The organism is Paludisphaera rhizosphaerae (assembly GCF_011065895.1).
GTDB classification, from domain to species: domain Bacteria; phylum Planctomycetota; class Planctomycetia; order Isosphaerales; family Isosphaeraceae; genus Paludisphaera; species Paludisphaera rhizosphaerae.
Genome location: NZ_JAALCR010000001.1, coordinates 47,218 through 70,517, shown reverse-complemented (window position 1 = coordinate 70,517; position 23,300 = coordinate 47,218). Strand labels below are relative to the sequence as shown.

Genomic DNA, 23,300 nt, shown 5'->3' with positions numbered 1-23,300 from the left:
AAAACACTCGCGAGGCCCGCGATGGCGAGCAATCTACGTGAGGAGTTGGAGTCGCTCCGGATCGAGAGACCACGATCGGGACGCCCCACAGCCCCGCCGACGCGTTCGACGCCCTCGCCCGCTCCGGCACCGGGGACGCCCGGCACGGTCTACCGGCGGCGCAAGGGGATCGGCCTTCGCCTGCTCTCGATGCTCCTCTGGATGATCCCCCTCGGCGTGGTCGGCGGGGCGGGCGTGGTCGCCTACAACCAGTACGACCGGATGCGGTCCAAGCCCGAGGTCTCCATCGGACTGGTCCAGAAAATGACGCTGGGCGAGGCCGAGAAGCTGCTGACCTCCAAGGGCTATCTGAAGTCACGCTACCAGGCCATGATCGGCACCAAGATCGCCGGCCGCGTTGAGGAGATGCGGGTCCGCGAGCGGGTGCAGGTCAAGAAGGGAGAGGTCCTCGCGGTCATCGAGCACCACGACATGGACGCGAAGCTTGCCCAGTGCAAGGCGTCGCTCGCCCGCGCCGAGGCGGAGTTGGAGGAAGCGAAGGTGGACCTCTGGGACAAGGACCGTCAGGAGAAGCGGCTGGCCCGACTCCACGAGAAGAACATGACCCCGCCTGAAGACTACGATAAGGCCGTCGCCGCCCGCAAAGGGGCCGAAGCCCGGATCACCGCGACGGAAGCGTCGATCCAGATGATGAAGTCGAACATCGAGGAGATCGAGGCGACGATCCACCACCAGATGTACCTTTACGCCCCCTTCGACGGCACGGTCGTCGAGAAGCAGGGGGAGGTCGGCGAAATCATCAGCCCGATGGCGATGAGTTCGGCTCTGGGTCGGTCGGCCGTGGTGACGATCGCCGATCTGACGAACATGGACGTCGAGGCGGACATCCCCGAAGAGCAGATGTACCGCGTGAGGGAGGGCCAGCCGGCCGAGGTCTCGGTGACGGCCGTCCCCACGAAACGTTATCGCGGCCGGTTGCGGCAGATCACCCCGATGGGCGACCGCACCCGGGCGACGGTCAAGGTGAAAGTCGAGATCCTCGACCCCGACGACAAACTGTTCCCCGAGTTGGCGGCGACGGTCCACTTCCTCCCCGACGAGAAGTTCGCCCAGTCCGACGCCAGCCACCCTTTCCTCTACGTCCCCAGCGAGGCCGTCTTCCAGGAGAACGGCCACGACTGGGTCTGGATTCTGGACCGCGATTCGCGCGCCTCGAAGCGCAAGATCGAGGTCGCCAACTCGAACCGGGGCTCCACCCGCGTCGAATCCGGCCTGGAGGCCGACGACAAGGTCGTCCTGAATCCGCCTCGCGGACTCCGCGATGGCGAGCAGGTCCGCGAAGCCAGCCGTTGACGCCCAAGAGGCCGCGGCTGTGGGCATCGACCCATTCCCCGAGAGGTTTTCGTCGACATGGAAGCGTCCCCTTCAATCGAGCTGCGCGGAGTCGAGAAGGAGTACCGCCGCGACGAGTTCGTCGTCCCCGTCCTCTCGGGGCTCGACCTGACCGTCGCCGAGGGAGACTACCTGGCCCTGATGGGGCCGTCCGGCTCTGGCAAGACGACCCTGCTGAATCTGGTCGCCGGCCTGGACGTCGCCACTCGCGGCGAGGTGATCGTCCACGGCCAGAATCTCGGCCTCCTCTCCGAGGCCGAAATCACCCGATGGCGGGCCGACAACGTCGGCTTCATCTTTCAGACGTACAACCTCATCCCCGTCCTCACCGCCGCCGAGAACGTGGAGCTGCCCCTGCTGCTGACGAGCCTCTCGCGCAAGCGAAGGAAGGAGAACGTCGCCACGGCGCTCCGCGTCGTGGGCCTGGAAGGGCGTGAGCACCACTATCCGAGACAGCTTTCCGGTGGTCAAGAACAGCGCGTGGCCATCGCGCGAGCGATCGTCACCGATCCCTTCCTGCTCGTCGCCGACGAACCGACCGGCGACCTCGACCGCAACACGGCCGACGAGATCCTGACGCTCCTGGAACAGCTCAACCGCGAGTTCCAGAAGACCATCGTCATGGTGACCCACGACCCGCTGGCGGCCAACCGCGCCTCGCGGATCCTGCACCTCGACAAGGGCCGACTCGTGGACGACGTGATCCCAAAAAAGCCCTCGGTCTCCTTGCTCTCCTAACATGAAATACCTGACCTACATCTTCCGCAACGCGCGGCGGAACCCGGTCCGAACGGGGCTGACCGTTGCGTCCACGGCCATCTGCCTGTTCCTGATGATGATCCTCCTGTCGTTCTTCAGCATGAACGAGGAGGCCTCGCAGAACAGCAAGGTCTACAACCGCGTCATCGTCATGAACGCCAACGGCTTCGCGGGCATGATCCCGATCGCCAGAGTCCGGCAGATCGCCGGAATGGAAGGCGTCGCGGCGGCCTCGCCGTTCTCCTGGTACGGCGGCAAGTACCAGAACGAGCGAGCCCTCTTCGCCCAGTTCGCCTGCAACGCGGATTCGATCTTCAACGTCCTCGACGAGTTCAAGCTGGCCCCCGATCAACTGGCCGCGTTCGTCGCCAGCAAGGATGGGGCGGTCATCGGCCCCAAGCTGGCGCGGGATTACAATCTGAAGGTCGGCGACTCCCTCCCCCTTCAGGGCGACATTTACCCGGTCGACCTGAAGCTCGTCATCAAGGGGATCTACGACTCGCCGTCGAACACCGACCAGCGGATGTGCCTCTTCCACTACGAGTATCTGGACGACCTCCTCAAGACGTCCGGGACCGCCGGCGGCCTCTCGAACCCCAACGGCACGACGGCCGGCTCCGGGAACGCCGGCATGGTCTTCGTGAAGTGCAAGAGCGCCGACGCCACTACGGCCGTCTGCAAGCGGGTCGACGAGGAATACAAGAGCACCGAATTTCCGACCCGGACCCAGACCGAAGAAGCCTTCGGCCAGATGTTCTCGGAGATGATGGGCGACCTCAAGGACACGATCTACTGGATCGGCGGGGCGGTCGTCATCTCTCTCCTGTTCGTCGCCGGCAACGCGATGGCCATGTCGATGCGCGAGCGGACGACCGAGGTGGCCGTCCTCAAAGCGATCGGCTTCAGCAAGTCGAAGGTCCTGTTCCTCGTCCTCGCCGAGGCCGTTCTGGTCGCCGGACTCGGCGGCGCGATCGGCACGCTCGGCTGCAAGGGGCTCTGCGACGCCGTGGACGTCTCGCGCTTCATGGGGGGCTTCCTGCCGTTCTATTACGTCCCCTGGAATACGGCCCTGATCGGGCTGGGGGTGTCGCTGTTCGTGGGGCTGGTCAGCGGTCTCGCGCCGGCGGTGATCGCTTCGAATACGTCGGTGGTCGACGGTCTCCGCAAGGTGGTGTGAGGACGACATGATTCCGTTCAAGTACAACGTCCGCAACCTCCGCGTCCGCTGGAAGACGACCCTGATGACGGTCCTCGGCACCGCGCTGCTGGTGGCGTCGTCCTGCATCCTGTTCGGCCTGGTGGAAGGGCTGGAGCACAGCCTGAAGATCTCGGGCGACCCGCTCGACCTGATCGTCCTCCGCAAGGGGGCGACGGCCGAAACGACGGGGGGCTTTGAGTCCAAGAAGGCCGACGAGCTGCTGACGCTGGGCGGCATCCTTCACGACGCCGAAGGCCCCATCGCCGCCAAGGAGTTGCTCAACATCGCGATCGCCGAGCGCAATCGGAGCGACGATCAGCGCCCGAGCTTCAACAACCTGATCATCCGTGGCGTCCAGCCGGCCTCGCGGAAGCTCCGGCCGAACTTCAAGATCATCGCCGGTCGCGACATCGAGGCCGGCAAAGGGGAGTGCATCGTCAGTCCGGGGATCGCCCGTCTCTACAAGGGAGGTCAGGTCGGCGGACAGCTCGTCTTCGGCGAGAAGGAGAAGTACCGGGTCGTCGGCGTCTTCACCGCGGGCGGCAGCGCGGCCGAAAGCGAAGTCTGGGCTGACCTCAAGGACGTGGAGCGCAACACCGGCCGCGAGGCGTCCGTCTCGTGCGTCCAGATCCGCGCAGCCGGCCCGGCGGAGTTCGACGCACTGAGGAAGGAGATCGACGAGGGCGCCCAGTTCCGCCTTGCTGCGATCCCCGAGGCCGAATACTTCCGCAAGCAGTCGGAGTCGAGTCTGTTCCTCAAGGGGGCCGGCACGTTGATCGCCGTGCTGCTGACCTTCGGCGCGATGTTCGCCGCGGCGAACACGATGTTCTCGGCCGTGAAGTCGCGGACCCGAGAGATCGGCACGATGCGCGCCCTGGGCTTCTCGCGGGGCGACGTCCTCTTCTCCTTCCTGGGCGAATCGATCCTTCTCAGCCTGCTCGGCGGCCTTCTCGGCCTGCTGGCCACGATCCCGATGAGCCTGATCTCCATCGAGACCTCGAACTTCGCCACCTTCGCCTCGGTGACGATCAACTTCCGATTCGGCCCCTGGGTCATGGCCGTCGCCCTGATCATGACGCTGGTGATGGGCCTCTTCGGCGGCATGCTCCCCGCGCTCCGGGCAGTCAAACTGGAGGTCATCTCCGCCCTTCGCGAGCTTTGACCGACGGGCCTCAACGCGCGTGCTCAAGCCGATAAACCGTCCTTCGATCTGGCAATGTATCCCGGTCGATCGAGAACTCCGAACCGTCGACTCGAACCACGGGATCGTCGGGGAGCCGCTCCAGGAACTCCTCGATCGGCCGGATGTTCAGGTTGATCTTCGGCGTCTTGTAGTGCATCGGCACGACGACCTTCGGGCCGATGGCGTCCAGCAGAGCGGGGACGTCGTCGAGGTCCAGGGTCGGCTTGCCCCCCGCCGGGATCAGGACGACGTCGGCCCCACGGATGGGCTCCAGCTCCGCGTCGGTCAGCAGATGTCCCAGGTCGCCGAGGAAGGCGACGTGCAGTCCCTCCGCCCGGAAGAGGATGATCGTCACCTCGTCGCCGGGGAGTCGCTCGGGGCTCTCGAAAACCGGGACGGCCTGGAACGTGATCCCGCCGAACGCCTCGCCTTCCGGAGGGAGTTCGAGCGCCCGGATGACGTGGAACGGCGGGACGATCTGACCGAGGTGGCTGTGGTAGCGGTCGTTCTCGTGGCTCACCACGACGACGTCGGCCGGTTCGGCGACCGGCTCGTAGCCGCCGGAATCGGGCGAACGATAAGGGTCCAGGATGATCCGCACGCCCTGCGTTTCGATGAGGAACGCGGCGTGCCCGTACCACTTGATGCGCATCGCAGACTCGACCCTCGCAACGACCGTCGATTCGCGGCGGTTCCAGCACGCGCCGCCAGTCGAAGATACCGCTAGCCTCTTGGTCAGGATAGGCTGGGAGTGTTCGAGCGGGCCGCAGGGCCCCATCGACGGCCTACCAGGAGCGACGACGACTCGTGCCCATCCGCGACGCCTTTTCCCGCCAGATCGATACGACACCGCTGCTGAACTGGCTTCACGACCTGATCACCCATCGGCCGCTCGACGTCTGCGTCTGGCTCGGTGCGGCGCTTCGGGTCTGGGTCTTTTCGCAGGGGCGCTCGTACTGGATGGACGAGGGCTCGCTGCTCGGGAACATCCGAGGCAAGGCGCCTTTCGACTTCTCCGGCCCGCTGACCTCCGACCAGCTCGCCCCGCCCGGCTTCCTGGCGGTCGAGCGGATCCTCGTCATGCTCCTGGGCGGTTCCCCTTACGTGACTCGCCTCATTCCGTTGGCGTGCGGAATCGGCGCCCTCTTCCTCTTCCGCAGGCTCGTCGAGAGGCTCCTCACGCCGCCCGCCGCGCTTGTGGCCATGTTCCTCTTCGCGTTCGGCGACGATCTCGTCTACTACTCGAACGAGTTGAAGCCTTACGCCTCGGACCTGGCGATCGGGCTCCTCATCACCATTCTCAGCCTGCGGGAGGTGAACGAACCATCAACCCCCCGCCGCCGCCTCGCGCTGGCGATCCTTGTGATCGTCTCGCCCTGGTTCTCGTTCCCTTCGGTCTTCGTGACGGCCGGCTGCGGGATCGTTCTGCTGGCGACTCGGTTACGATCCGGCCGGAGGGATGAGGCCCGAGCCCTCGCGGCCATGGCGGCAGCCTGGGCGGTGAGCGCCTTCGCAGCGCATCGCCTGGCGAGCGGCCTGCTGGGAGCGGCGACCTCGATGTACGTGTTCTGGAACTTCGCCTTCCCGCCGATGCCGCCGCGAAGCCTCGCCGATCTAGCGACGACCGCGAATATCCTGTTGGAGACGTTCGTCACACCCTTGAATCTTGTCCCCCGCTTCCTCCCCTATGCGTTCGCTCTCATGGCGTTGGTGTTCGCCGGCTGGGGAATGAGAAGGCTGGCTGCGCGCGATGCGGCGGCGTTCTGGATGCTGGCGCTTCCGGTGATGCTGGCGATCGGGGCCTCCATCGTGCGGCGATATCCGTTCCACGGGCGTTTGATCCTGTGGACGGTCCCGCTATTCTTCGCCCTGATCGCCGAGGGCGTTCAGGAGATCCGCTATCGACGGGGGAAGGCCTGGTACCGCGCTGCGCTGGCGTTCTTGATGCTCTATCCGACGGTCTCGACGCTCTACGAGGCCATCCCCCCCCACTACCGGGATTTCAACCCGCACGGCGACCTGCGCCGCAATCGATTCATCGATTGAGGAGTCGACGCCTGTCTCAACCGAGGTGCTTGCGAAGCATCTCCAGGCTCTTCGGCACGCCGGTCTCGGCGTCGTCGTTCCCCTCGAATTCCAGCGAGATCCAGCCGCGATAGTCGTGGTCGTTCAGGATCTTGGCGATCCGCGCGTAGTCGAGGTCCAGCGAATACCAGCGGCCGCCGCCGAAATACGTCTTGGCCTGCACCAGTTCGACGCCGATCGGGCTGGCCGCCATCTGCTCCATCTGCTCGTACGAGTTCTCCAGGAAGTTGCCCGTGTCGAGCGTCATCTTGAGCCACGGGGACTTGATCGCCTCGACGATCCGGAGCACGCCGCCGGCCGTACGACCGAGCCCCCAGTGGTTCTCCAGCCCGAGGACGACCCCGCACTCCTCGGCGCGGGGGAGGAGTTTCTCCAGCGCGCCGATGACCCATCCGAAGGCCTCGTCATCCGTGTGGCCGGCCGGCGTGGGCTCGATTCCCTTGTGGGCCATGAACTCGTCGAACGATTTGATGGTGTTCCAGCGTCCGGTGTTGATCCGCATGGTCGGGATGCCCATGCGGTAGGCCAGGTCGATCTGACGGAGCGTCTTTTCGATGTTCGCCTTACGCTCGGCCTCGTCGGGGAAGACGAACCCCTGGTGAGTCGAGAAGCCCATCAACGGCAGTCCGACCGAATGGGCCTTCCGCTTGATGCTCTGGAGCGCAGGGTTGGAGTCGTCCTTCATCTGGACGTGGAGGACCTCCACGCCGTCGAACCCCATCGCGGCGGCCTTCTCGATGCAGTCCTCGATCCCCAGCCGGTTGCCGCGGAACTGCCAGAACGAGTAGGTCGAAACGCCGATCGGACGCCGTCGCTTCGCTGCGGGCGTCGGCGTCCCTGGCGAGGGTTGATCCTGGGCATTGCCGACGCCGGTCATGCCGATCGTCGTCGCTGCACCGACGAGTCCGAGGAACTCCCTGCGGTTCCGCATCATGGCGACCTCCCGTGAAGTGTCCGTGCGCGAGCCATGCTACAAGACGGGTCGAATCGAATGGACCGAATCCGTCGACGGGAGGACGAGGGATATCGTCCTCGGGGAGAGGAGGTATCGACGACGGGTCGACGCCGCCACCTTACCAGGTCCGTCGATCATGTCGCCAAGAAAAAAATGCAGACGCAATCACGTCCAACGATGTCGACCGGTTCACATCATGGATGGCCTCAATCGAGGCCATTGGGTCAATCATTCTCAAAGTGTGATAGATTCTCTTCGGTCTTCGATCGGCCCCCGGGAGGATCCAACCATGCACTGCCTGTCCTGCGGCGCCCAATCCGCCGCGATCCTCTGCGACTCGTGCAAACTGCTCATCGCCGACTACGAGCGGGCGGCCACCCTCGACCAGCTACGAGGCCTCAACCGGACCGCCGTCGCACGCGGCTACCGGCACGTCCTCCCGGCCGAGTTCTTCGCGGACAGGCCCCAGTCCGATCGTTTCCTGCTGCACGCCAGCTTCGACGATCCCTTCGGCCCCCTCCAGATCCGGCTCTTCCAGGGGCCGACCGGGTGCGGAGACCTCGACCTCAGTTACGAGGATTACCTCGCGCTGAGCCGGGCCGTCACGCTCTGAACGACACCATCGGCCGGCCGACCTCGGCGATCTCCTGGAATCTCGTCCTGCGGAGTAGCCCCCAACGCGGCCGTCATCATCGCGGAATGATCGTGAAGCTCTCCACGTTGGTCTTGGTGATCGTGCACCCGGCCGTCGAACTCGCTGCGGCCGTGATGTTCGAGAGAAATCAACTCAACGGGATGGCGTATGGTCGTTCCGAATGAAGGCGGCGACGGTGGTCGATGAGAACCGCGAAATGTCCGTGCACGTGATCGCCCGCATCGCCCTGCTAAGCGAGCCAACCCACCACGTAGCGTGAGAAGTCGCCGCCGACCCAGCAGAGCCAGAGCAGCCAACCGGCGACCGCCAGCCAACTGTCGGGCCGTCGAATCCGCTTCGCGACCAGGATGATGAAGGCCCAGGCGAAGAGGGCTTTCCCGACGTGTCCCAGGAGCATCGCCCCGAAGAAGAGCGTCGCGGAGTCGAGCGACCAACTTCGCGTGAGGCGCAGGAGGGCCGGCATGACCCTGGGGACGAATTCGTAGACGGCTATGGCGAATGAGGTCAGGCCCACAACGACGGCGGGATGCAAAGGCCAGCAACGACGGCTGGTCCTCCGCATCGCGAGCACGGCGACCGTCCAACTCAAGGGGCACAGGGACAACGACGCCGTCGCCGCGTTTTGCAGGCTCTTCGTGAGTCGAATCCCCGTCGAGGAGAGGCTGCTGGCCATGGTGAACCGCAGCACAGCGGCCGAGACGGCGAAACCCACGATGAGCACGGCGAGGTCGGCGAGGCTGGGATTCCAGTGCTTGGCTCGGGCCACGACGTCGTCTCCGGAGGTCAGACCAGCACCGGCAGGAAGATCAGGAACATCCAGCACGCGATCAGCGCCCAGGCGGACCATTCCAGGCGGTCCTGGGGCCAACGGAGTCGTCTTCCCACCGCGAGCATGACGAAACACACGAAAAGGATTACTCCTGAGTTCTGGCAAATTCCGTAGATCCGTTCGACGGCGGCCCCCCCCCCTGTTCGACGGAAGGCATGGTAGGCGACTCCGGACAGGATAGACGCCATCAACCCAAGGATCGTGGGCCCTGCCACGAAGACCGCATGGCCTTGCCGCTCCGAGGGCGGAGTTCGGCGTGTCGACAGGACGACGACCACAAGATAGAGCGGGGCGATGAAGGCCGAAGCGGCGTCGACGACGTACCGCGTCCGGTAGGCCGCCTGGGTCTTCGCGTCAGTCGGCAGGGGGATCATATAGAGGAACAGACGCAGCGAACCCAGGGCCAGGGCGAACGCCCCGACCAGGACGACCAACTCGGCGATCGAGAGCTTACGGTCCAACGCCTCGCCCCCGTCAGAAGTAACTCAGTACGTAGGCTGCGCTCCCCAGGCCGACCCACCATAGTGACAAGAACCAACCCGCCGCCCTGAGCCAATCGGTCCTCCTTCTCAGCCCGCCGCATGCCAGAAGGACGAGGCACGTCGCGGCGAGAAACTTCGGGACGTACTTCACCAGGGACGCCCCATACATGACGTACCGGGTATCACCATCGAAGCCCCCGACGTTGAAGAGGTACATGTTCGACCTCGACACCGGGACGATCAGGACGGCCGCCAGGGCGAACGTGACCAGACCCAGCACGATGGCGGGGTGGAAGGGCCACTCGCGTAGTCCGGTCCTGGCGATGGCGATCGCCGCCAGAGTCAAGGTCAGCGGGATCGAGGACAGGGCGGTGATCGCCGTGTAGTTCGAATAGTGGTAGTAGAGGACCCCCTGTGTCGGCGTGACGTCCGAGGCCGACCGCAACACAGCGATCGAGAGGGCAAAGCCGACCATCAGGACCGCGAGGTCGGCGAGGCTGATGTTCCATCGGTTGTCTCGGTCCACGGCGTCGCCTCCGATCAGAAGAACGGTGGCCAATACCGCGAAGACCAGAGGACGATCCAGGAAATTCCCGAGCATACGGCCGCCCACTCGATCAGATCCCTGGGCAAACTGAGTCGGCCCCCGAGTGCGGCTACGAGTACGAAGGCGATTAGCGGGATCACGACGATCCCCCGCAGATGGTCTACCCAGTACGTGAAGGCCAGCGAGAGATTGTCGGCGGTTATCACGGAAGCATGGTAGAGCAGCTTGGCAAAGCCGAATGACGACTCGAACGCCGCCGCTACGATCGAGACGCCAACCATGACGGCCGGATGGTATGGCCATCGGCGACGTGGAGTTTTCAGCATGGCGATCGCGCCGAGCGACAACGAAATGGGGACGAGGAAACTCGTCGCCGCCGTCATCAAGTCCGGCATGAGGGTGATGTTGCGGGCCGAGAAGTCGATCGGGTCGATACGCGAGTAGAGAGTCAGACATCCCAGCGACACGCCGACGGCGACGACGAAACCCATCAGGTCGGCCAGAGTGTGACTTCGCCTCGGCGGCATACAGCCTCTCCCCTCCATTCGTAGGGCCGAATCCTGCCACGCACGGCCGCCGAAGGAGACAGTAGCATCCGTGGAAGGATCTGGAGCGAAGGATTACCGATGCGACGCCGGAGGATCATAGGACGCATCCACCCGGATCATTGAGCTGTTTGAATCAGACAGCCGGCATGGAACCGGCAAGGTGCAACCAAGCACTCGGCACCCCCAGGAAGGGGAAGAATCTGCCGTAAGACTTTGCAGCTTCTAGCGGAGCGGAGAGGGGGGGGATTCGAACCCCCGAGACGGATTTCTCCGTCTAACGGTTTAGCAAACGGTTCGGCTGACGCCTCACCACGCTTCGCGTGTGTCGCAAGTGCCACTAGGGCCACTACTTGCCTCTTGTCGATCCACTCGATTCGGCTTATGATTCCCTCAGTTATACCGGATTGAATCCGACAGAGGGGCAAATCCGATGGCGAGACGACCCGAGGTGAGGGCGAAAAACGGCTACTGGTATAGCGAGGCTGGGGGCTCGCCCAGGTACTACGGCAAGGTCGAGGAGACCCCACAGGAGGTGGCCAGGGCGGCCCTGTGGGCCTTCCTCGCGGGCAAGGAAGAGTCCCGGCCGGTTGGTCGCCAGCGGCACCTACGGATGAGTCTGGCCACCCTGCGGACGAAGTTCCTCGAATGGGTCGGACGGCACCGGGCCGCCAAGAACCACCTTGAGCGGACCCGCCACATCAACCGGTTCGTGGAGTTCGTTGGGGAAGCGAAGCCGGCGGACTCCATCGACTCCAAGGCGATCGACGCCTTCACGTCGTGGATGGCCTCGCAGAGCTACTCCCTCGACTACCAGGGCAAACACCTGACCTCGATCAAGGCGATGTTCAGGCGGGCCGTCCGCCAGGGCTGGATCCGACCGTGCGACCCCTTCGCCCGAGTCGAGCCCATCCATCTCCCCCCCAAGTCACTCTCCGAGGGGGACCTGCCGACCGCCGAGGAGGTGGCGAAGCTCTTCAACGCCGGCGACTCCTTCGACCACATGGGCGACCTGCTGAGGCTCTACCACGCGACAGGGGCCCGCTCCTACGAGTTGATCCGGGCGAGGGTGGGCGATTACGACCGACGGGCGTCGGCGATCGTGCTACGCGAGCACAAGACCGCCCGGAAGACGGGGAAGGTCCGGACCATCCATCTGTCGGGCGAGGCCGTGGAGATCCTGGAGAAGCACCTCGACGGCAAGACGACCGCCGAACCGATCTTCCAGCGGCCCTCGGGCGGGGCCTACACGTCGGTCAACCTCGCCGAACGCTTCCAGAGCGTGCGAGGGAGGGCCGGAGTTCGATCCTCGATCACCGTGTACAGCTTCCGCCACCTCTGGATCTCCGAGTGCCTCATGGCGGGCCTGGACGTCTTGCTGATCGCCCGGATGGCCGGCACCTCGGTCAAGATGATCGAGCAGGTCTACGGCCGCTTCCGAACGTCGACCTTCCAGGACGCACATGCTCGGCTGGAAGCTCTCAGGACGGCCAAGCCGGAGGCCGCGGCGGGGTGAGGCAGGGCGCCGATGACGCGACGGGCCGCTCGACGCTCACTCGGAATGCAGGAGCAGGGGGGGTATATCCCATCAGTCGAACGCCGCCCTGCTCGCTTCCCAAGGACTCCGTGCTCTACTCAATGCGATATCAGGTGAACCACAAGGGCGGAGACGACTTTCGCCCCACCTTAACCCTCTGCCTCGGGGACGTCGGCGTCCGCCTGGAGATCCTCGTCCTCGACGTGGACGGCATGCCGGTCGACCTCTCGGGAGGCGACGACGTTCCGATCATCACCTTCCGACGCCCCGACGGCACCTGCACGGACAAGGTGGCCATGTTCCACACCGACGGGCGGGATGGATTGGTCGTCCGCGTGTTCGGCGACGGAGATCTCGACCAGGTGGGCACCTGGCGGTTCATCCTGACGACCGGGACGACGACCTGGGAGTCCCAATCGTTCGCCGTGCATCGCGTGTTGCCAGTCTAGCTGGGGGGGTATTCCCTGGGGGGGCTTGGGGGGCGGTGTGTTCATCCGCGGTCACGACGTGCCACCGCGGAGAGGGGATGGAGCAGGGGGTGGGAGATGGTCGCCCTCCTGCTCCCGTATGTATTTCAGGCCGGTCGGTTGACCCATCTCATGTGCCTACCGTCCTCCGTGGGTTCCCATAGGCCCCGCTCGGGTAGGTCGCCCTCGTACCTCGCTCGCAGTTCTATGGGACGATCTCTCTGCCCTGCCATAGGCACGATGTTCGAGGTTCGCATGAAGCAACCGAAGGACATGTAGGGAATGAGGAGCCTGGCGACGTCGTGGAGTTGAATGATCGAAGTCGGCTCCATCGAGGTCGCCCACAACTCCCTTTGCCCGTCCAGCACGAAGTCGAACAGGTCGCCCCGGCCGGAAACGAAGAACCCGTGGAGAGGCTCGTCGTAGAGTTGCCTGCCAGGCGTGGGAATGTACACGCATCCCCCGATGCCGCTGGGATAGCCGGGGGGCAGCCTGAAGTCGACCACGGATCGCCATAGGGCCTCGGCGACTTCTGGGTCGAAGTGAACAACCGTCTTGGTCTCACTCCAGGCGTTCAACACCCGCTTGAGTTGTGGACTGTTACTTTTGTCAGAGGCGTCCAGAATGGACAAAGCTCTCTCCGCGATCATGCTGAACCTCCATGTCCAGGGTTGTCGAGACGCCACCTCATACCGGATCTTGAGGGAACCGATCAACCCCAAGGGGATCTTACAAGATCCCAATGGCACACTGCCGATCATCCGCTAAGGTTGTCGTGGGGAGTCCGCGTAACCTGGGGGAGATGAGATGGAGCCGGTCCGAGGAAACCCGAATGCCATACGATTGCGGGGGCTGCATGCACCCTATCGGATGACCGCCGAGAACCTCGCGTGGATCATGGCCCAGGGGTGGCACGAGCAGAGGGGGCTCCGTTGGTTGGAGCTGGTGAACGGCCGTGTGATGGCGTTCAAGCACGACCGGTTCGTCGAGGCCGTGACGGGGGCGTTTGCGGAGTTGCTCGGGGCCCGTCTGGGGACGGCCTGGAGCGTGACCGCGGCTCCGCTACACCTTCACCTCGATGAGTTCAACGTGTTCGGCCCCCGGGTCGTCGTCCACCCGCCGGGGGTCGGAGGGATGCTCACCCCCAAGGACGTGGCCCTGGTCGTCGACTTCGTCACGGGCGTGAACGAGGATAGGGTCTTCTGGGGGCGCCGGAAGTATCTCAAGGCGGGTCTTCGTCAGCACTGGTTGGTCAACCTCCGCGGGGGCTTCAGCGAGATCGCCATGCCCGGCGTGGACGTCTACTATCGGCGGGACGCGGAGCAGGAGGTCCCGATCGTGGTCGGCGACCTACCCTATGGCTCGTTCAAGCTCTCAGACCTTCTCACGATCGGATGAGGACGTGACCATGGAGATCGTCGAGAGGAAATGTCCCCGTCCCCCCGTGTGATAGACTCCCTTGCGTCGACTTCGACCGTCCCGGGGAGGGATTCCGATGAGCGAGCGTTGCCTGTCCTGCGGCGAGACCTCGACGGGGATGTTCTGCCCCGAGTGCCAGGAGAACCTGGACGACTCCTTCCGGGTCGCGACGGCCGTCGACCTGTGGCGGCTGGACGCCCTGACGACCCATGACTTCGACCCCTCGACCCCCTTCCTGCTCCAGGTGTTCATCGAAGAACCCGAGCCCCACACCTGCTTCGTCACCCGCCGGGGGAAGGATCTCCCGACGTTCCTGATCTCCTACGAGGACTTCGACGCGTTGCCCCTCGCCAGGTTCTCCGCCTGAACGAAGGCCGCCCGAAGTCCCGGCCGGGAGGGCTCGCCAGCTTGGCTGGGCTCGACCTTCCACCACGTCACCAGGTCGCGACCGAGTCCTCCGACCGGCACCAGACTGATCCCGTCGGCAGTAACGAGGCGGACGCTCGCGTACGGCCCTACTGTCTGGGCGACGACCTCCCAGTTCTCGACGAAGTACGAGGCAGGGAGATCCGCCGTCAGCGTTTCGTGTTGCCCCTCTCGCACGACTTCCAGACGCCAGAGCATGGCCGTGTCTCCCACTATAAGTGAGGTTTTGGCCACAGTATACATGGGTTTCGACAAGGATCAAGGCGACGGCTGCACTTGGACACCCGTTCAGAAAAACTTGCCCCACGCCCCCCGTTTGATTATGCTTGAGAAGGTGCTGAACAAAGGCTGGACACGGGGGCGGCCATGTCAATCGACTATGAATGGGATTTCTTCATCTCACATGCGAGTGAAGACAAGGAGGAGTTCGTCCGGCCATTCGTCAAACGACTTAGGCGAAGCAGAGTTAAGGTTTGGTACGATGAATTCACATTGGGCTGGGGGGATAGCCTTCGAGCCAGCATCGACCGGGGATTGCGGGACTCTCGAATCGGGATCGTAGTGCTGTCTCCCGACTTCTTCCGTAAAGACTGGCCACGCGACGAACTCGATGGGCTGGTTGCAGGTGGGAAACGCATACTTACGGTTTGGCACAAAGTTACCAAAGCGGATGTGTATCGGTATTCTCCGATGTTGGCTGGGAAGTTAGGTCGTTCCTCTACCCTGGGAATTAACGAACTCGCAAAACAAGCAATCGCTGTCCTTGGTCCAACACGGGTCGAGTTCGAGCGAGACGTGTTCAGCCTTATCGAACGGCTTCAGTCTGGTGAATCGATTTCAACTTGCGTGGCTTCGGGGCTCAAGTTGGCCCATAAGGCAGGGGAAAAAGGCAAGGACTTGGCCGCGTTCTGCACCAATGAGATCAACGGATGGAATCCCACCGCAGCGTGCCGACATCGAACGGTGCCATTCTATGCGACGTTTGAGATGCTCAACCTCGCCGATCTGAGATGGCAGGGTGATGTGGGGCGAGCACTTCAATACATGGCGGCCGATCCAAATCGCTTCAAGAGAGTCAGCTTGACTATGCGTGGGCCGATCCTCGGGATTGAGGCCGACGCAAACCGCCCTCATCCTATGAACAGCCTTGCTACCAAAACCGTCCCAGCCAACATGTTTTTCCCACTAGTAAGAGTTGAAGATTTCAATAGGGCCGTCTACTTGTATGCCGACGGGGAAAGCTATCAGAAAATCGTCAGACAGACGGCGGCCGAACTCACTCGACGTCTCTCGATGATGTTGCCGAAGCGAAAGTCAGGATGAGGCGATCGAGTTGTTGAATGTGGAGGGCCCGACGACTCCGCCTCTTCGAGGGTGGGGCCGCCGGGCTAGTCTCGTTTCTTGGATTTAAATCGGGGGGGCGAGTCTGGAGGGGACGTTCATTCGATCTGGCCTGCCGCGAGTGCTTCCTCAGCGATGTGCTTGCCTGCCGCTTGGAGCAGCGGCTGGCCGTATGCGTTCAAGGCGATCAGATCGAATGCTCTCATCGTTTCGAGAATGTCGGCTTCAAGTCCATCGACGAAGAGGCCGTGCCGCGTCTTGATCGCTGACATGATCTGTTTCCAGTCGAACGGCCCCCTCCCCAAGGGGTGCAACATCTTCAGAATCGCCACCTCGATGCCGGAAGGTGTGGACTTGGGAAGGGCTGAGTGGGGAATCGACTCATAGACCGGGTTCTGCCCATTGGACTCAATCACCCTGAACATGAACAACGTATTGATTGCGTCTTGAACTCGATCCTGAGAAAGCCCGTATCGCACCTTGGCCGCCGCAACGACCTTATCGATGACGCCCTCGACGGTCCTGGAACTCAGGACCTGGGTAAAGTAGCAGATCAAGCTCAGTACATCTCGCTCGTCACTGCTGAGTTCGTCTGGGTTGAATTCGGCCATCCTGAAACCTCCCTTTCCTTGAGGTAACCGAGCGAGGTTGCTCGGCATCTCACACCCTAAGACACCATGCAGGCGATCGGAACAAAGAGGCTTATTCCCGCTCAAAGAGGTTGAGAATGGCGTCGGCCATCGAATGACAGCCGCTGTCTAAGGATTCGGAGCAGGGGTGGGGTAGACGTCGGCCATCGAAGCCAAAGGACCCGGGCCGACTCGATGCCGACTCGGGTCAGCTCGTGGCATCTCCCGATCTCGCGTTGATGACGCAAAGGAGATGGAGCAGGAGGCCGGGGAGGACGTAGGCGAGGTAGCCCAATAGGACGGCCGGCCCCCAGGCGAAGCCCTGGAAGATCTTCCCGCGGTAGACCTGGCCGAGGCCTGGCAGGATGAAGCTCATCGCGGCCGCCACCCCCGGGCTCCAACGCTGGCGCCGGGGAGGCCTGGGGGTCGGGCGGGGAGTCCTCCGTGACTCGCTCGCCTCGCTCAGGGCCGCCTCCACGGGATCGAAGCCCACCTGGAAACGACATCGGCAGTGGGGACACCGAAGGGTCGCCCCCCGAGGGACCGGCCGGTCACTTCTCGACGATCGTTCGCAGGTCGGGCAGCGGTAGTCCACGGAGGCCTCCTCACTCGGGATCCCGACAATGGGGAGGGTAGTAGTCGGGGTAGGTCGGTCGAGGGTTGCGGCGGAACTCCATTCCGATCTCAGCCATCGTCGGCGGCCGCTTGGCGGGTTGGTCGCGAACCTCTCCGCGGAGCCTCGCAGCCATGTCCGCCGGGAAGAGCGACCGGTGGGGCACTGTCGGGATCCGGGCAGGGATCCGGGCGCCCCTTCGTTCTTCGGTAAACCCAGGGGGTTGCTCGGCTGCCGATTGGAGGGCCATCCCGACGGCCTTATTCAGGGAGAGGTCGGGTTCATACCCTCGAAGAGTGGAAGCGGTCATCGCGATCCGTTGGGCGAATCGATCGCCGATCCCGTACTCTTCGACGAGCAGCTTGGTCACCGCCAGATAGTCCCTGTACCAGCCGGTCATGCCCGTCCTCCCGCCGCCCTGCGGACTTGATCCACCGCGAGGCAACAACGATACGTCCAGGGCAGCGACGGATCCGTCCGCTGGTAGGCCTCCTCGATGGCCTCCTGTTCTTGGTGACGTTCAGCCGCGTACTCGGGGTCGTCGATGAGGTTCTGGATCTCCTGCTCCAGGTCTTCGATCCGGTCCTTCTGCCACCGCGGCCGCAGGACGAGGACTTCGTAGATGAGGTAAGCCCGGCTGTGGAAGTACAGCCATTGGCACCAGTAGGGGAGTCGGCGGATCACGGTTGGGCCTCCTGTTTGTCGTCGATGACCGTCCATCCACTCGATCTAGATGGTAACAAGATTAGGCCGACGAAGTCAACAACAAAAGACTCGATTTAAGATCCTCGCCGCCCGAGTAAGATCCGTTCGACTGGATTGCGAGTTCGATGAGCCTACGAAGGCGATCACAAGAGGCCTTCATGACGCCTCCACCACCCTGCTCCCTCGTCCTCCCTGGGCCTGCTCGTGCGTCCAGGTAGGATCGGACGTCCGAGTGGCCGTCGCCGCCGCCGTGGGCCTCCTGGGCGTTCCTGGAGGGGTTATAGGACGGCACCGGCGATTTCACTCCGCGGTCCCGATCGGTCGACGCCGACGAACGGGAGCAGGGGGGGGCTGCCCTGGGGATCATCTCGCCATCTCTGCCAGGTGTCGCCGTGCCCTCGCGTCCACCGCATGGCCAACCTGGCAGGCCTTGGGGGGCTTCCGGCGGCCCTGGGAGGCCTTGTGGCGGGCGAGGTAGGCGTCGACCTCGGCGAGTGGCTGTAGGCCGTGCTCGGCGATCACAGACGCCGGTACGTACCATGCCTCCGCTTCCCATCGCCCGAACGGCCGAGACCTCCAACGGGCCACCTTGCACGTCCGCAGGTAGGCGGCCCCCAGCCGTCGGGTCGATCGCAGGTCGCCCATGTGTACGATGATGTCGTCCAAGAATTACCTCCTGCTCCAGCGGGATCCTCACTCGACGGAAGATGATAGGTCGTGACCTCGCGAGGACGTTCGGGGAATCACTGAGTCTGGGTTGTTAGTCCTGTATGTAAGGAATCCTTCCTCTGGTTCCTGTCGGTGGTCTCAGGGAGGGAGCAACCCCTGTAGACCGGTCAGTCGGAGTTCGGAGGGCTTCCGCAAGTACGACGACCCCGTGTAGGTCTGCTCGGCTAGTTCGTATCGATTGGCGGGTTTGTCGGGCCGGCTGACGAACTTCACCTTCAGACGTTCGATCTCGGGATCCTTCAACTTCCGGCCATGGCGTGTCTCCACGAGGTCGCGGAGTTGGTTGGAGGTGAAGGGGATGGCCTCGCGGGTGGGTTCCTTGGAGATCTCGTACTGGGAGTGGAGCAGGAGGGCCTCGGCGAACCAGCGATCGAGATCCGACCGAAGGGAGGTTGTTAGTCCTGTATGTAAAGAATGGGTATTGGCCTCTTGGTCGGAGAGTCCAAGTGCCGCGGATTGTTGGGGAGAGAGAGATTGCTCGGCGACCTTAGCGGAGTGATCCCGGCTGACGGCTCGTTGGAGGGAACCGCTCTTGATGATGGACTTGATGGACTTCTCGATCGTTCGGGCGGCCTCCTTGGGGGTCGTTCCGATCGTCCCCCTGTCGTAGAAGTGCTGCCACCAACGGATGGCGACCTCAGCTGCAACTTCGGCTTCCTGGCCACGACCGAGAAGCGAACAGAGCACCTTGACCATGATCGCGTTCCGAGTGCCCTTCTGGGCGACCGGGAAACGCTCGATCACGTCCGCGGCCAACGCCTCCACGTCGCCGCTATGATTGAGCACGAGGGGCGATCCCCCCGAAGCCGGAGTGTTTGACGTCGCCGTCGACTCGCTCACGATCCAGGACTGGAGCCATCGGGGGGCGATCGCGATCCCGTCCAGGGGATGGGAGATCCAGCGGTAGACCGTCCCCGTGTCGGGGTGGACGCTGGGGGCGACGACGATCTTCGCGGACTCCCCGCGGAGGTCGAGACCGGGACGGAAGCCCGTCTGGGTGGGGACCTGGACGTTGGTGCGGAAAAGGAAGTGGAAGCCATCGTTCCCGGTCTCGGCCATGGCCGTGTGGGGCCACGAACGACCGCGGACGAACCCATTCAACGACTTCACACCCTGCTCCTCGTCGACGTCGACGGCGAAGACGCCGCCACCGGTCAGGAGGCCGATGTTTCGCTCGGGGTGTCCCTCGAACCAATCGCGAAGCTGCGAGGGCGACGTGGTGGCCCGCTTCGGCCAGTCGTTGATGAGAGGCTCTTTGCTTTGCGGCTTGCAGGGCACGACTCGGAGCCCCGCCTGAGAGTATTCGAGTGCTGATTCGTAGGTGGTCACGATCACTAACTCCCTATGGTGCTTACCCTAGCTCCGCAAGTTCTCCAGTTTGTCTATACCAACTTCGCGATCGGCATAAATAAGCAGCTCGGCGGTCCGATTGCCCCGCATCTCGCCTAGTTCAATCAGAATCCGTCGACCATCAGGCATGGTCAGGGCGACCAACTGCCCCTCTTTCCGCAGCACTTTCAGCACGTCGATGCCTCCCTCTGGGTGTCGTCCTGGGAAGCTACGCCGGCCCACGCCGACGATCGCCCACCCTGCTCCAGATCCTTGTAGGCCACGGCCCTCGAAGACCGCTCGTCGATTCCGCGAACGTCCTTGGCCCCGCCATCCCAGGAATACCCCGCGACGGGGCGGTGTATTTCCCCCCGGGACGCAACACGGACGACGGGGGAGGCGGGACGTGCTCAGGAACTTGGCCGGGCGGCAGCTGTGCGGGTTTGAGGTGATCGAGCGTGCGGCCAATCGCGGCACGAAGGTGGCGTGGACGTGCAGATGTCTCGCCTGTGATGTGCTGCAAGATGTTATCGGGCAACACCTTAATGCTGGTCGAGCGAAGTGCCCATGTCGACGACGTCGGGCGGATCTGGACGTGGAGATCGTCGACGACGCAACTCCCTCGCAGCTGGGGGGGCGTGGGCGAGTGACCTGGCTGAGGATCCTCAACCAGTGCCACCGGCGATCCAACGCCGATTACCTGTACTACGGGGGGCGGGGCGTCGTCGTCTGCGAGCGATGGCGGACGCTTTCGGTCTTCCTCGGCGACATCGGAGACGCCCCATCCGACGATCACATCTTTGCGTTGCTCGGCGACCACTACGGGCCCGGACAGTGCCAGTGGATGACGCGGTCCGAGCGGGCCCGGTTGCGTCCGACGACCAGATGGATCGACGTCGGGGATGGCAGCCAGCAGCCTTTGGTCGCGTTGGCGGAGGGGAACACGGTGGCGTACGAGACGCTCCGCTCTCGCTTGGGCCGGGGGCAAGACCTCCAGGGTGCCCTGTCAGATCCTCCGCGGCATCACCACAGCCAGGAGACCGACTACGGGGGCGTCACCTACCCCTCGCAGGCCGCCCTTGCTCGTGCTTACGGCCTCACGCCCAAGTTGCTCCAGGATCGACTTTGGGCCGGCTGGACGGTCGAGAAGGCCGTCGAGACGCCGGTTCGGCGGTCCGCCCCCCGAATGTAACTCTACTTGTATTAATTATCAGAGGGGGCTTGGGGGGGATTAGGGGGGCCCACGTCCTGTCCAATCCGACCGCCGGGGAGCCTGGAGCAGGGTGGGGGGCATGGCGAGCGGACACGATGCCCGCCCGGCGGACCTCCCCCTCCTGCTCCCGTCTTTGAGGCCCCATCGCCCGACGAAAACGCGGGCCGTCTTCGCCCGCCTCCGTCCTATAAAGAGGAGGACAGGGGGGGCGAGGACGTGGGCCCCCAACAGGCACTACAGGAGGGGGAGGGGAAGATGGTTGGCGAACTCCAGACGGTCAACTTTCACGGGGACGACCTGGCGGCGGTGGACAAGGACGGCGTGGTACACGTGGGCGTGCGGTCGGTGTGCGACGCACTTGGACTGACCTTGCAGGGTCAGTTGACGAAGCTGAAGAAGGAGGAGTGGGCTACCGTAACGATGATCGTTACGGATGACGCCCGCGGGTCCTTTCGAGAGCAGGCCATGATCCCGCTCGACGAGGTCCCCATGTGGTTGGCCACGATCCGGCCGATGAAGGTCGCCGAGGTCGTCAGGCCGAAGCTCACCAAGTACCGCCGGGAGGTGGTCAAGGTGCTCGATCGGTACTTCCGTCAGGGCGAACGATTCGGGCCCCAGTACGATAAGGGCGACGAGATGTCCGTCCTCCTCGCCGGCATGCTCGACGCCCGGATGAAGACCCTCGCCCTGGCCCGGCAGCAAGCCGAGGACCGGGCCAAGCTGAACGCCCTGGCCGACGCAGTCGACGAAGTACGCGACACGGCACAGAGGGCACTCGACCACGCCGAAAACGCGACCGGGCGATGCTCGATCCTCGGGTATGCGAACAAGCTCAAGATCAAGCTCAAGCCGCGGGCCGATCAGGGGCTCGGTCAGATCGCCGCCAACCGATGCCGCAAGTTGGGCATCGAGCCCGTCAAGATCCACAGCGAAGCCTGGGGGATCGTCGGCGTCTACCCCCTGGAGATCCTTGAAGGACTGCGGGACGAATTCGTCGATCGAGCCGAACCGCCCAAGCTGAGGGCCATCGCCGCCAGTTAACCACCGCCCGTCGGCCGTGGCGTCCACGGTCGGCGGTCTTCGAAAACGAAAAGAGGCCGAAACCCCGTGATGGGATTCCGGCCCCGATTGAAAACTCGGAAAGTCGGAAAGTCGGAAGGAATCGTCAGTTGTTTTCCGGTTTTCCGGGATTCCGGATGCCCAGTTCCTTCAGACGGTCGTACCAAGCTGACTTCGCCTTGCCCGTCGCCTTCGCGAATTCGTCGTGTGCTGCGGCTCCCCGAAGACCCTTCTTATAGATGTCTTCGGCGATCTTCTGTTCGACGATCTTCCGAGCCTCGCGGGTTTGCGGCATCGCGGTGAAGCTCTGTCGCACTAGAAGGTCTGCTGATTCCTGCCATGACAGTCGGGTTTTATGGTTCTCGTACGAGATGCGTGCCCGCCATGCGTTGACGATGGCACGGATAGAGCATTTTCGTTGGGTTTCGCGGCTTCGCTTCTCAACGTACTCGACGACTTCGAGGCAGGCTTCCGGAGGAAGTCGTGAGCCTTGATGCTCATGTCCTTGGAGTGCAAGATTCGCCGCTAGTGCCAATATCTCTGCCTCTGTCGGATGGAACGGATAGTTGATCAGTCGCGAAGCCAGTGCGTTCACCCTGTTGTTCTCTTGCAGCGGGACATTAGCGGTGAAGATGAGCGAGCCATCGAACGCTGCTTGTTCGGTGCGACCCTTGACGTTCCAGGTGATACGCCTGGTCTGATCGTCTTGACTCCAGAGGGCGGATCTCAGTACATCCCAAGCGGATTTGTCTTCTGTCATGGTTTCAAGATCCTCGAAGACGTGAACGTCGTGCGGGGAGTTGGCGAGATGATCGAACAGGGCGGGAGCGGACATACGGGAATTGTGAAGTAGATACTTAACGCCCATCGATTGGAGCGTCGTCGTTACGACGTGGCTTTTGCCGACTCCGCCGTCTCCCCAGATGTAGAGCCCGGCGATCCTTCGATCGAGCACCAACTCGATGCTTCCGCGGATACCAAACACCTTCGCTTCGTACGACTTCAACGCTTCGGGGTTGAGAACCAAGTGCGTACTCCTAGATGACAACCGGTGGTAGCTCCGCCCGGGGAACGCCCCGAGCGTTTCTGAACAAACCAGCCGAATTGTCAAGGGAGGGAGATAATAGAGACGCCCCGAGCGGAAGTCAAGGGACTGAAGAGATTTCATCGCGGCGCCCCTCGATAGAGTGAGGCCCGCCCGGT

The 23,300-nt window shown here is 63.5% G+C and carries 29 protein-coding genes; 13 read left to right on the top strand and 16 right to left on the bottom strand.

The features are described 5' to 3' along the window. The first annotated feature begins 21 nt into the window (after positions 1 to 21). Genes G5C50_RS00360 through G5C50_RS00345 form a run of 4 tightly spaced genes read left to right on the top strand, consistent with a single transcriptional unit; the run spans position 22 to position 4,511 of the window. Positions 22 to 1,353, top strand: coding sequence for an efflux RND transporter periplasmic adaptor subunit (locus G5C50_RS00360; RefSeq protein WP_165063518.1), 1,332 nt, complete (start codon positions 22 to 24; stop codon positions 1,351 to 1,353). Between the two features lie 57 nt (positions 1,354 to 1,410). Then, positions 1,411 to 2,130, top strand: a complete 720-nt coding sequence (locus tag G5C50_RS00355; protein WP_165063516.1) for an ABC transporter ATP-binding protein — start codon at positions 1,411 to 1,413, stop codon at positions 2,128 to 2,130. Position 2,131: 1 nt separating this feature from the next. Continuing rightward, positions 2,132 to 3,328, top strand: coding sequence for an ABC transporter permease (locus tag G5C50_RS00350; protein ID WP_165063515.1), 1,197 nt, complete (start codon positions 2,132 to 2,134; stop codon positions 3,326 to 3,328). Positions 3,329 to 3,335: 7 nt separating this feature from the next. Beyond that, a complete protein-coding gene (locus G5C50_RS00345; protein ID WP_165063513.1) occupies positions 3,336 to 4,511 on the top strand; it encodes an ABC transporter permease in 1,176 nt (391 codons plus the stop codon). A 10-nt stretch (positions 4,512 to 4,521) separates the two neighbouring features. Here the strand turns inward: G5C50_RS00345 and G5C50_RS00340 are convergent, their stop codons facing one another. Then, positions 4,522 to 5,184 carry an MBL fold metallo-hydrolase gene (locus tag G5C50_RS00340; RefSeq protein ID WP_165063511.1) on the bottom strand — a complete coding sequence of 221 codons (663 nt, stop codon included), beginning with the start codon at positions 5,182 to 5,184 and terminating at the stop codon, positions 4,522 to 4,524. Between the two features lie 155 nt (positions 5,185 to 5,339). On the opposite strand from G5C50_RS00340, the gene G5C50_RS00335 reads away from it, so the two are divergent. Continuing rightward, positions 5,340 to 6,578, top strand: a complete 1,239-nt coding sequence (locus tag G5C50_RS00335) for a glycosyltransferase family 39 protein (protein ID WP_165063509.1) — start codon at positions 5,340 to 5,342, stop codon at positions 6,576 to 6,578. A gap of 16 nt (positions 6,579 to 6,594) precedes the next feature. Here G5C50_RS00335 and G5C50_RS00330 read toward each other — a convergent pair whose 3' ends face one another. Next, positions 6,595 to 7,551: a sugar phosphate isomerase/epimerase family protein gene (locus G5C50_RS00330; RefSeq protein ID WP_165063507.1), complete on the bottom strand. Its 957-nt coding sequence runs from the start codon at positions 7,549 to 7,551 to the stop codon at positions 6,595 to 6,597. A 310-nt stretch (positions 7,552 to 7,861) separates the two neighbouring features. Between G5C50_RS00330 and G5C50_RS00325 the strand changes: the two genes are divergently transcribed. Next, positions 7,862 to 8,185: a hypothetical protein gene (locus tag G5C50_RS00325; RefSeq protein WP_165063505.1), complete on the top strand. Its 324-nt coding sequence runs from the start codon at positions 7,862 to 7,864 to the stop codon at positions 8,183 to 8,185. 271 nt (positions 8,186 to 8,456) lie between these two features. Here G5C50_RS00325 and G5C50_RS00320 read toward each other — a convergent pair whose 3' ends face one another. From G5C50_RS00320 to G5C50_RS00305, 4 genes are read right to left on the bottom strand one after another with little or no spacing between them, the layout of a single operon-like run. Further along, on the bottom strand, positions 8,457 to 8,993 hold the full coding sequence (locus G5C50_RS00320) for a hypothetical protein (RefSeq protein ID WP_165063503.1): 537 nt from the start codon (positions 8,991 to 8,993) through the stop codon (positions 8,457 to 8,459). A gap of 17 nt (positions 8,994 to 9,010) precedes the next feature. After that, on the bottom strand, positions 9,011 to 9,517 hold the full coding sequence (locus G5C50_RS00315; protein ID WP_165063501.1) for a hypothetical protein: 507 nt from the start codon (positions 9,515 to 9,517) through the stop codon (positions 9,011 to 9,013). 13 nt (positions 9,518 to 9,530) lie between these two features. Beyond that, positions 9,531 to 10,064, bottom strand: a complete 534-nt coding sequence (locus G5C50_RS00310; RefSeq protein ID WP_165063499.1) for a hypothetical protein — start codon at positions 10,062 to 10,064, stop codon at positions 9,531 to 9,533. Between the two features lie 14 nt (positions 10,065 to 10,078). Beyond that, positions 10,079 to 10,612 (bottom strand): hypothetical protein, encoded by a 534-nt coding sequence (locus tag G5C50_RS00305; protein ID WP_165063497.1) that lies wholly within the window; start codon positions 10,610 to 10,612, stop codon positions 10,079 to 10,081. Between the two features lie 451 nt (positions 10,613 to 11,063). Between G5C50_RS00305 and G5C50_RS00300 the strand changes: the two genes are divergently transcribed. Together G5C50_RS00300 and G5C50_RS00295 are read left to right on the top strand one after the other, a co-directional pair. Beyond that, positions 11,064 to 12,146, top strand: coding sequence for a tyrosine-type recombinase/integrase (locus G5C50_RS00300; protein WP_165063495.1), 1,083 nt, complete (start codon positions 11,064 to 11,066; stop codon positions 12,144 to 12,146). A gap of 110 nt (positions 12,147 to 12,256) precedes the next feature. Beyond that, positions 12,257 to 12,616 (top strand): hypothetical protein, encoded by a 360-nt coding sequence (locus G5C50_RS00295; RefSeq protein WP_165063493.1) that lies wholly within the window; start codon positions 12,257 to 12,259, stop codon positions 12,614 to 12,616. 125 nt (positions 12,617 to 12,741) lie between these two features. Here G5C50_RS00295 and G5C50_RS00290 read toward each other — a convergent pair whose 3' ends face one another. Continuing rightward, on the bottom strand, positions 12,742 to 13,284 hold the full coding sequence (locus G5C50_RS00290; protein WP_165063491.1) for a hypothetical protein: 543 nt from the start codon (positions 13,282 to 13,284) through the stop codon (positions 12,742 to 12,744). A 157-nt stretch (positions 13,285 to 13,441) separates the two neighbouring features. Between G5C50_RS00290 and G5C50_RS00285 the strand changes: the two genes are divergently transcribed. Beyond that, positions 13,442 to 14,032 carry a hypothetical protein gene (locus G5C50_RS00285; protein ID WP_165063489.1) on the top strand — a complete coding sequence of 197 codons (591 nt, stop codon included), beginning with the start codon at positions 13,442 to 13,444 and terminating at the stop codon, positions 14,030 to 14,032. Positions 14,033 to 14,129: 97 nt separating this feature from the next. Further along, positions 14,130 to 14,420 (top strand): hypothetical protein, encoded by a 291-nt coding sequence (locus tag G5C50_RS00280; RefSeq protein ID WP_165063487.1) that lies wholly within the window; start codon positions 14,130 to 14,132, stop codon positions 14,418 to 14,420. Here G5C50_RS00280 and G5C50_RS00275 read toward each other — a convergent pair. Further along, positions 14,375 to 14,677, bottom strand: a complete 303-nt coding sequence (locus tag G5C50_RS00275; RefSeq protein WP_165063485.1) for a hypothetical protein — start codon at positions 14,675 to 14,677, stop codon at positions 14,375 to 14,377. The two genes, G5C50_RS00280 and G5C50_RS00275, sit on opposite strands and share 46 nt — an antisense overlap. Positions 14,678 to 14,845: 168 nt before the next feature. Here G5C50_RS00275 and G5C50_RS00270 point away from each other — a divergent pair, with 168 nt between their 5' ends. Then, entirely contained in the window at positions 14,846 to 15,802 is a 957-nt protein-coding gene (locus G5C50_RS00270) for a toll/interleukin-1 receptor domain-containing protein (protein ID WP_165063483.1), read from the top strand. 116 nt (positions 15,803 to 15,918) lie between these two features. Here the strand turns inward: G5C50_RS00270 and G5C50_RS00265 are convergent, their stop codons facing one another. The 7 genes from G5C50_RS00265 to G5C50_RS00235 all read right to left on the bottom strand — a co-directional run bounded on the left by G5C50_RS00265 (position 15,919) and on the right by G5C50_RS00235 (position 20,020). Then, complete coding sequence (locus G5C50_RS00265) at positions 15,919 to 16,431, bottom strand: hypothetical protein (RefSeq protein WP_165063481.1); 513 nt, start codon at positions 16,429 to 16,431, stop codon at positions 15,919 to 15,921. A 226-nt stretch (positions 16,432 to 16,657) separates the two neighbouring features. Then, on the bottom strand, positions 16,658 to 16,837 hold the full coding sequence (locus G5C50_RS00260; RefSeq protein WP_165063480.1) for a hypothetical protein: 180 nt from the start codon (positions 16,835 to 16,837) through the stop codon (positions 16,658 to 16,660). 217 nt (positions 16,838 to 17,054) lie between these two features. Further along, positions 17,055 to 17,462, bottom strand: a complete 408-nt coding sequence (locus G5C50_RS00255) for a hypothetical protein (RefSeq protein WP_165063478.1) — start codon at positions 17,460 to 17,462, stop codon at positions 17,055 to 17,057. Beyond that, positions 17,459 to 17,746 carry an FtsB/FtsL family cell division protein gene (locus G5C50_RS00250; protein ID WP_165063476.1) on the bottom strand — a complete coding sequence of 96 codons (288 nt, stop codon included), beginning with the start codon at positions 17,744 to 17,746 and terminating at the stop codon, positions 17,459 to 17,461. Before G5C50_RS00250 ends, G5C50_RS00255 begins: the two co-directional genes overlap by 4 nt. Before the next feature lie 384 nt (positions 17,747 to 18,130). Continuing rightward, positions 18,131 to 18,433, bottom strand: coding sequence for a hypothetical protein (locus tag G5C50_RS00245; RefSeq protein WP_165063474.1), 303 nt, complete (start codon positions 18,431 to 18,433; stop codon positions 18,131 to 18,133). A gap of 141 nt (positions 18,434 to 18,574) precedes the next feature. Further along, positions 18,575 to 19,825: a bifunctional DNA primase/polymerase gene (locus G5C50_RS00240; protein ID WP_165063472.1), complete on the bottom strand. Its 1,251-nt coding sequence runs from the start codon at positions 19,823 to 19,825 to the stop codon at positions 18,575 to 18,577. Positions 19,826 to 19,852: 27 nt separating this feature from the next. Continuing rightward, the gene (locus G5C50_RS00235; protein ID WP_165063470.1) at positions 19,853 to 20,020 is read right to left on the bottom strand and encodes a hypothetical protein; all 168 of its coding nucleotides are present in this window, start codon (positions 20,018 to 20,020) and stop codon (positions 19,853 to 19,855) included. A 400-nt stretch (positions 20,021 to 20,420) separates the two neighbouring features. Between G5C50_RS00235 and G5C50_RS00230 the strand changes: the two genes are divergently transcribed. Then, positions 20,421 to 21,017 (top strand): hypothetical protein, encoded by a 597-nt coding sequence (locus G5C50_RS00230; RefSeq protein WP_165063468.1) that lies wholly within the window; start codon positions 20,421 to 20,423, stop codon positions 21,015 to 21,017. A 276-nt stretch (positions 21,018 to 21,293) separates the two neighbouring features. Then, a complete protein-coding gene (locus G5C50_RS00225) occupies positions 21,294 to 22,079 on the top strand; it encodes a phage antirepressor N-terminal domain-containing protein (protein ID WP_165063466.1) in 786 nt (261 codons plus the stop codon). Between the two features lie 124 nt (positions 22,080 to 22,203). Here G5C50_RS00225 and G5C50_RS00220 read toward each other — a convergent pair whose 3' ends face one another. After that, positions 22,204 to 23,124 (bottom strand): hypothetical protein, encoded by a 921-nt coding sequence (locus G5C50_RS00220; RefSeq protein WP_165063465.1) that lies wholly within the window; start codon positions 23,122 to 23,124, stop codon positions 22,204 to 22,206. Between the last annotated feature and the right edge of the window lie 176 nt (positions 23,125 to 23,300).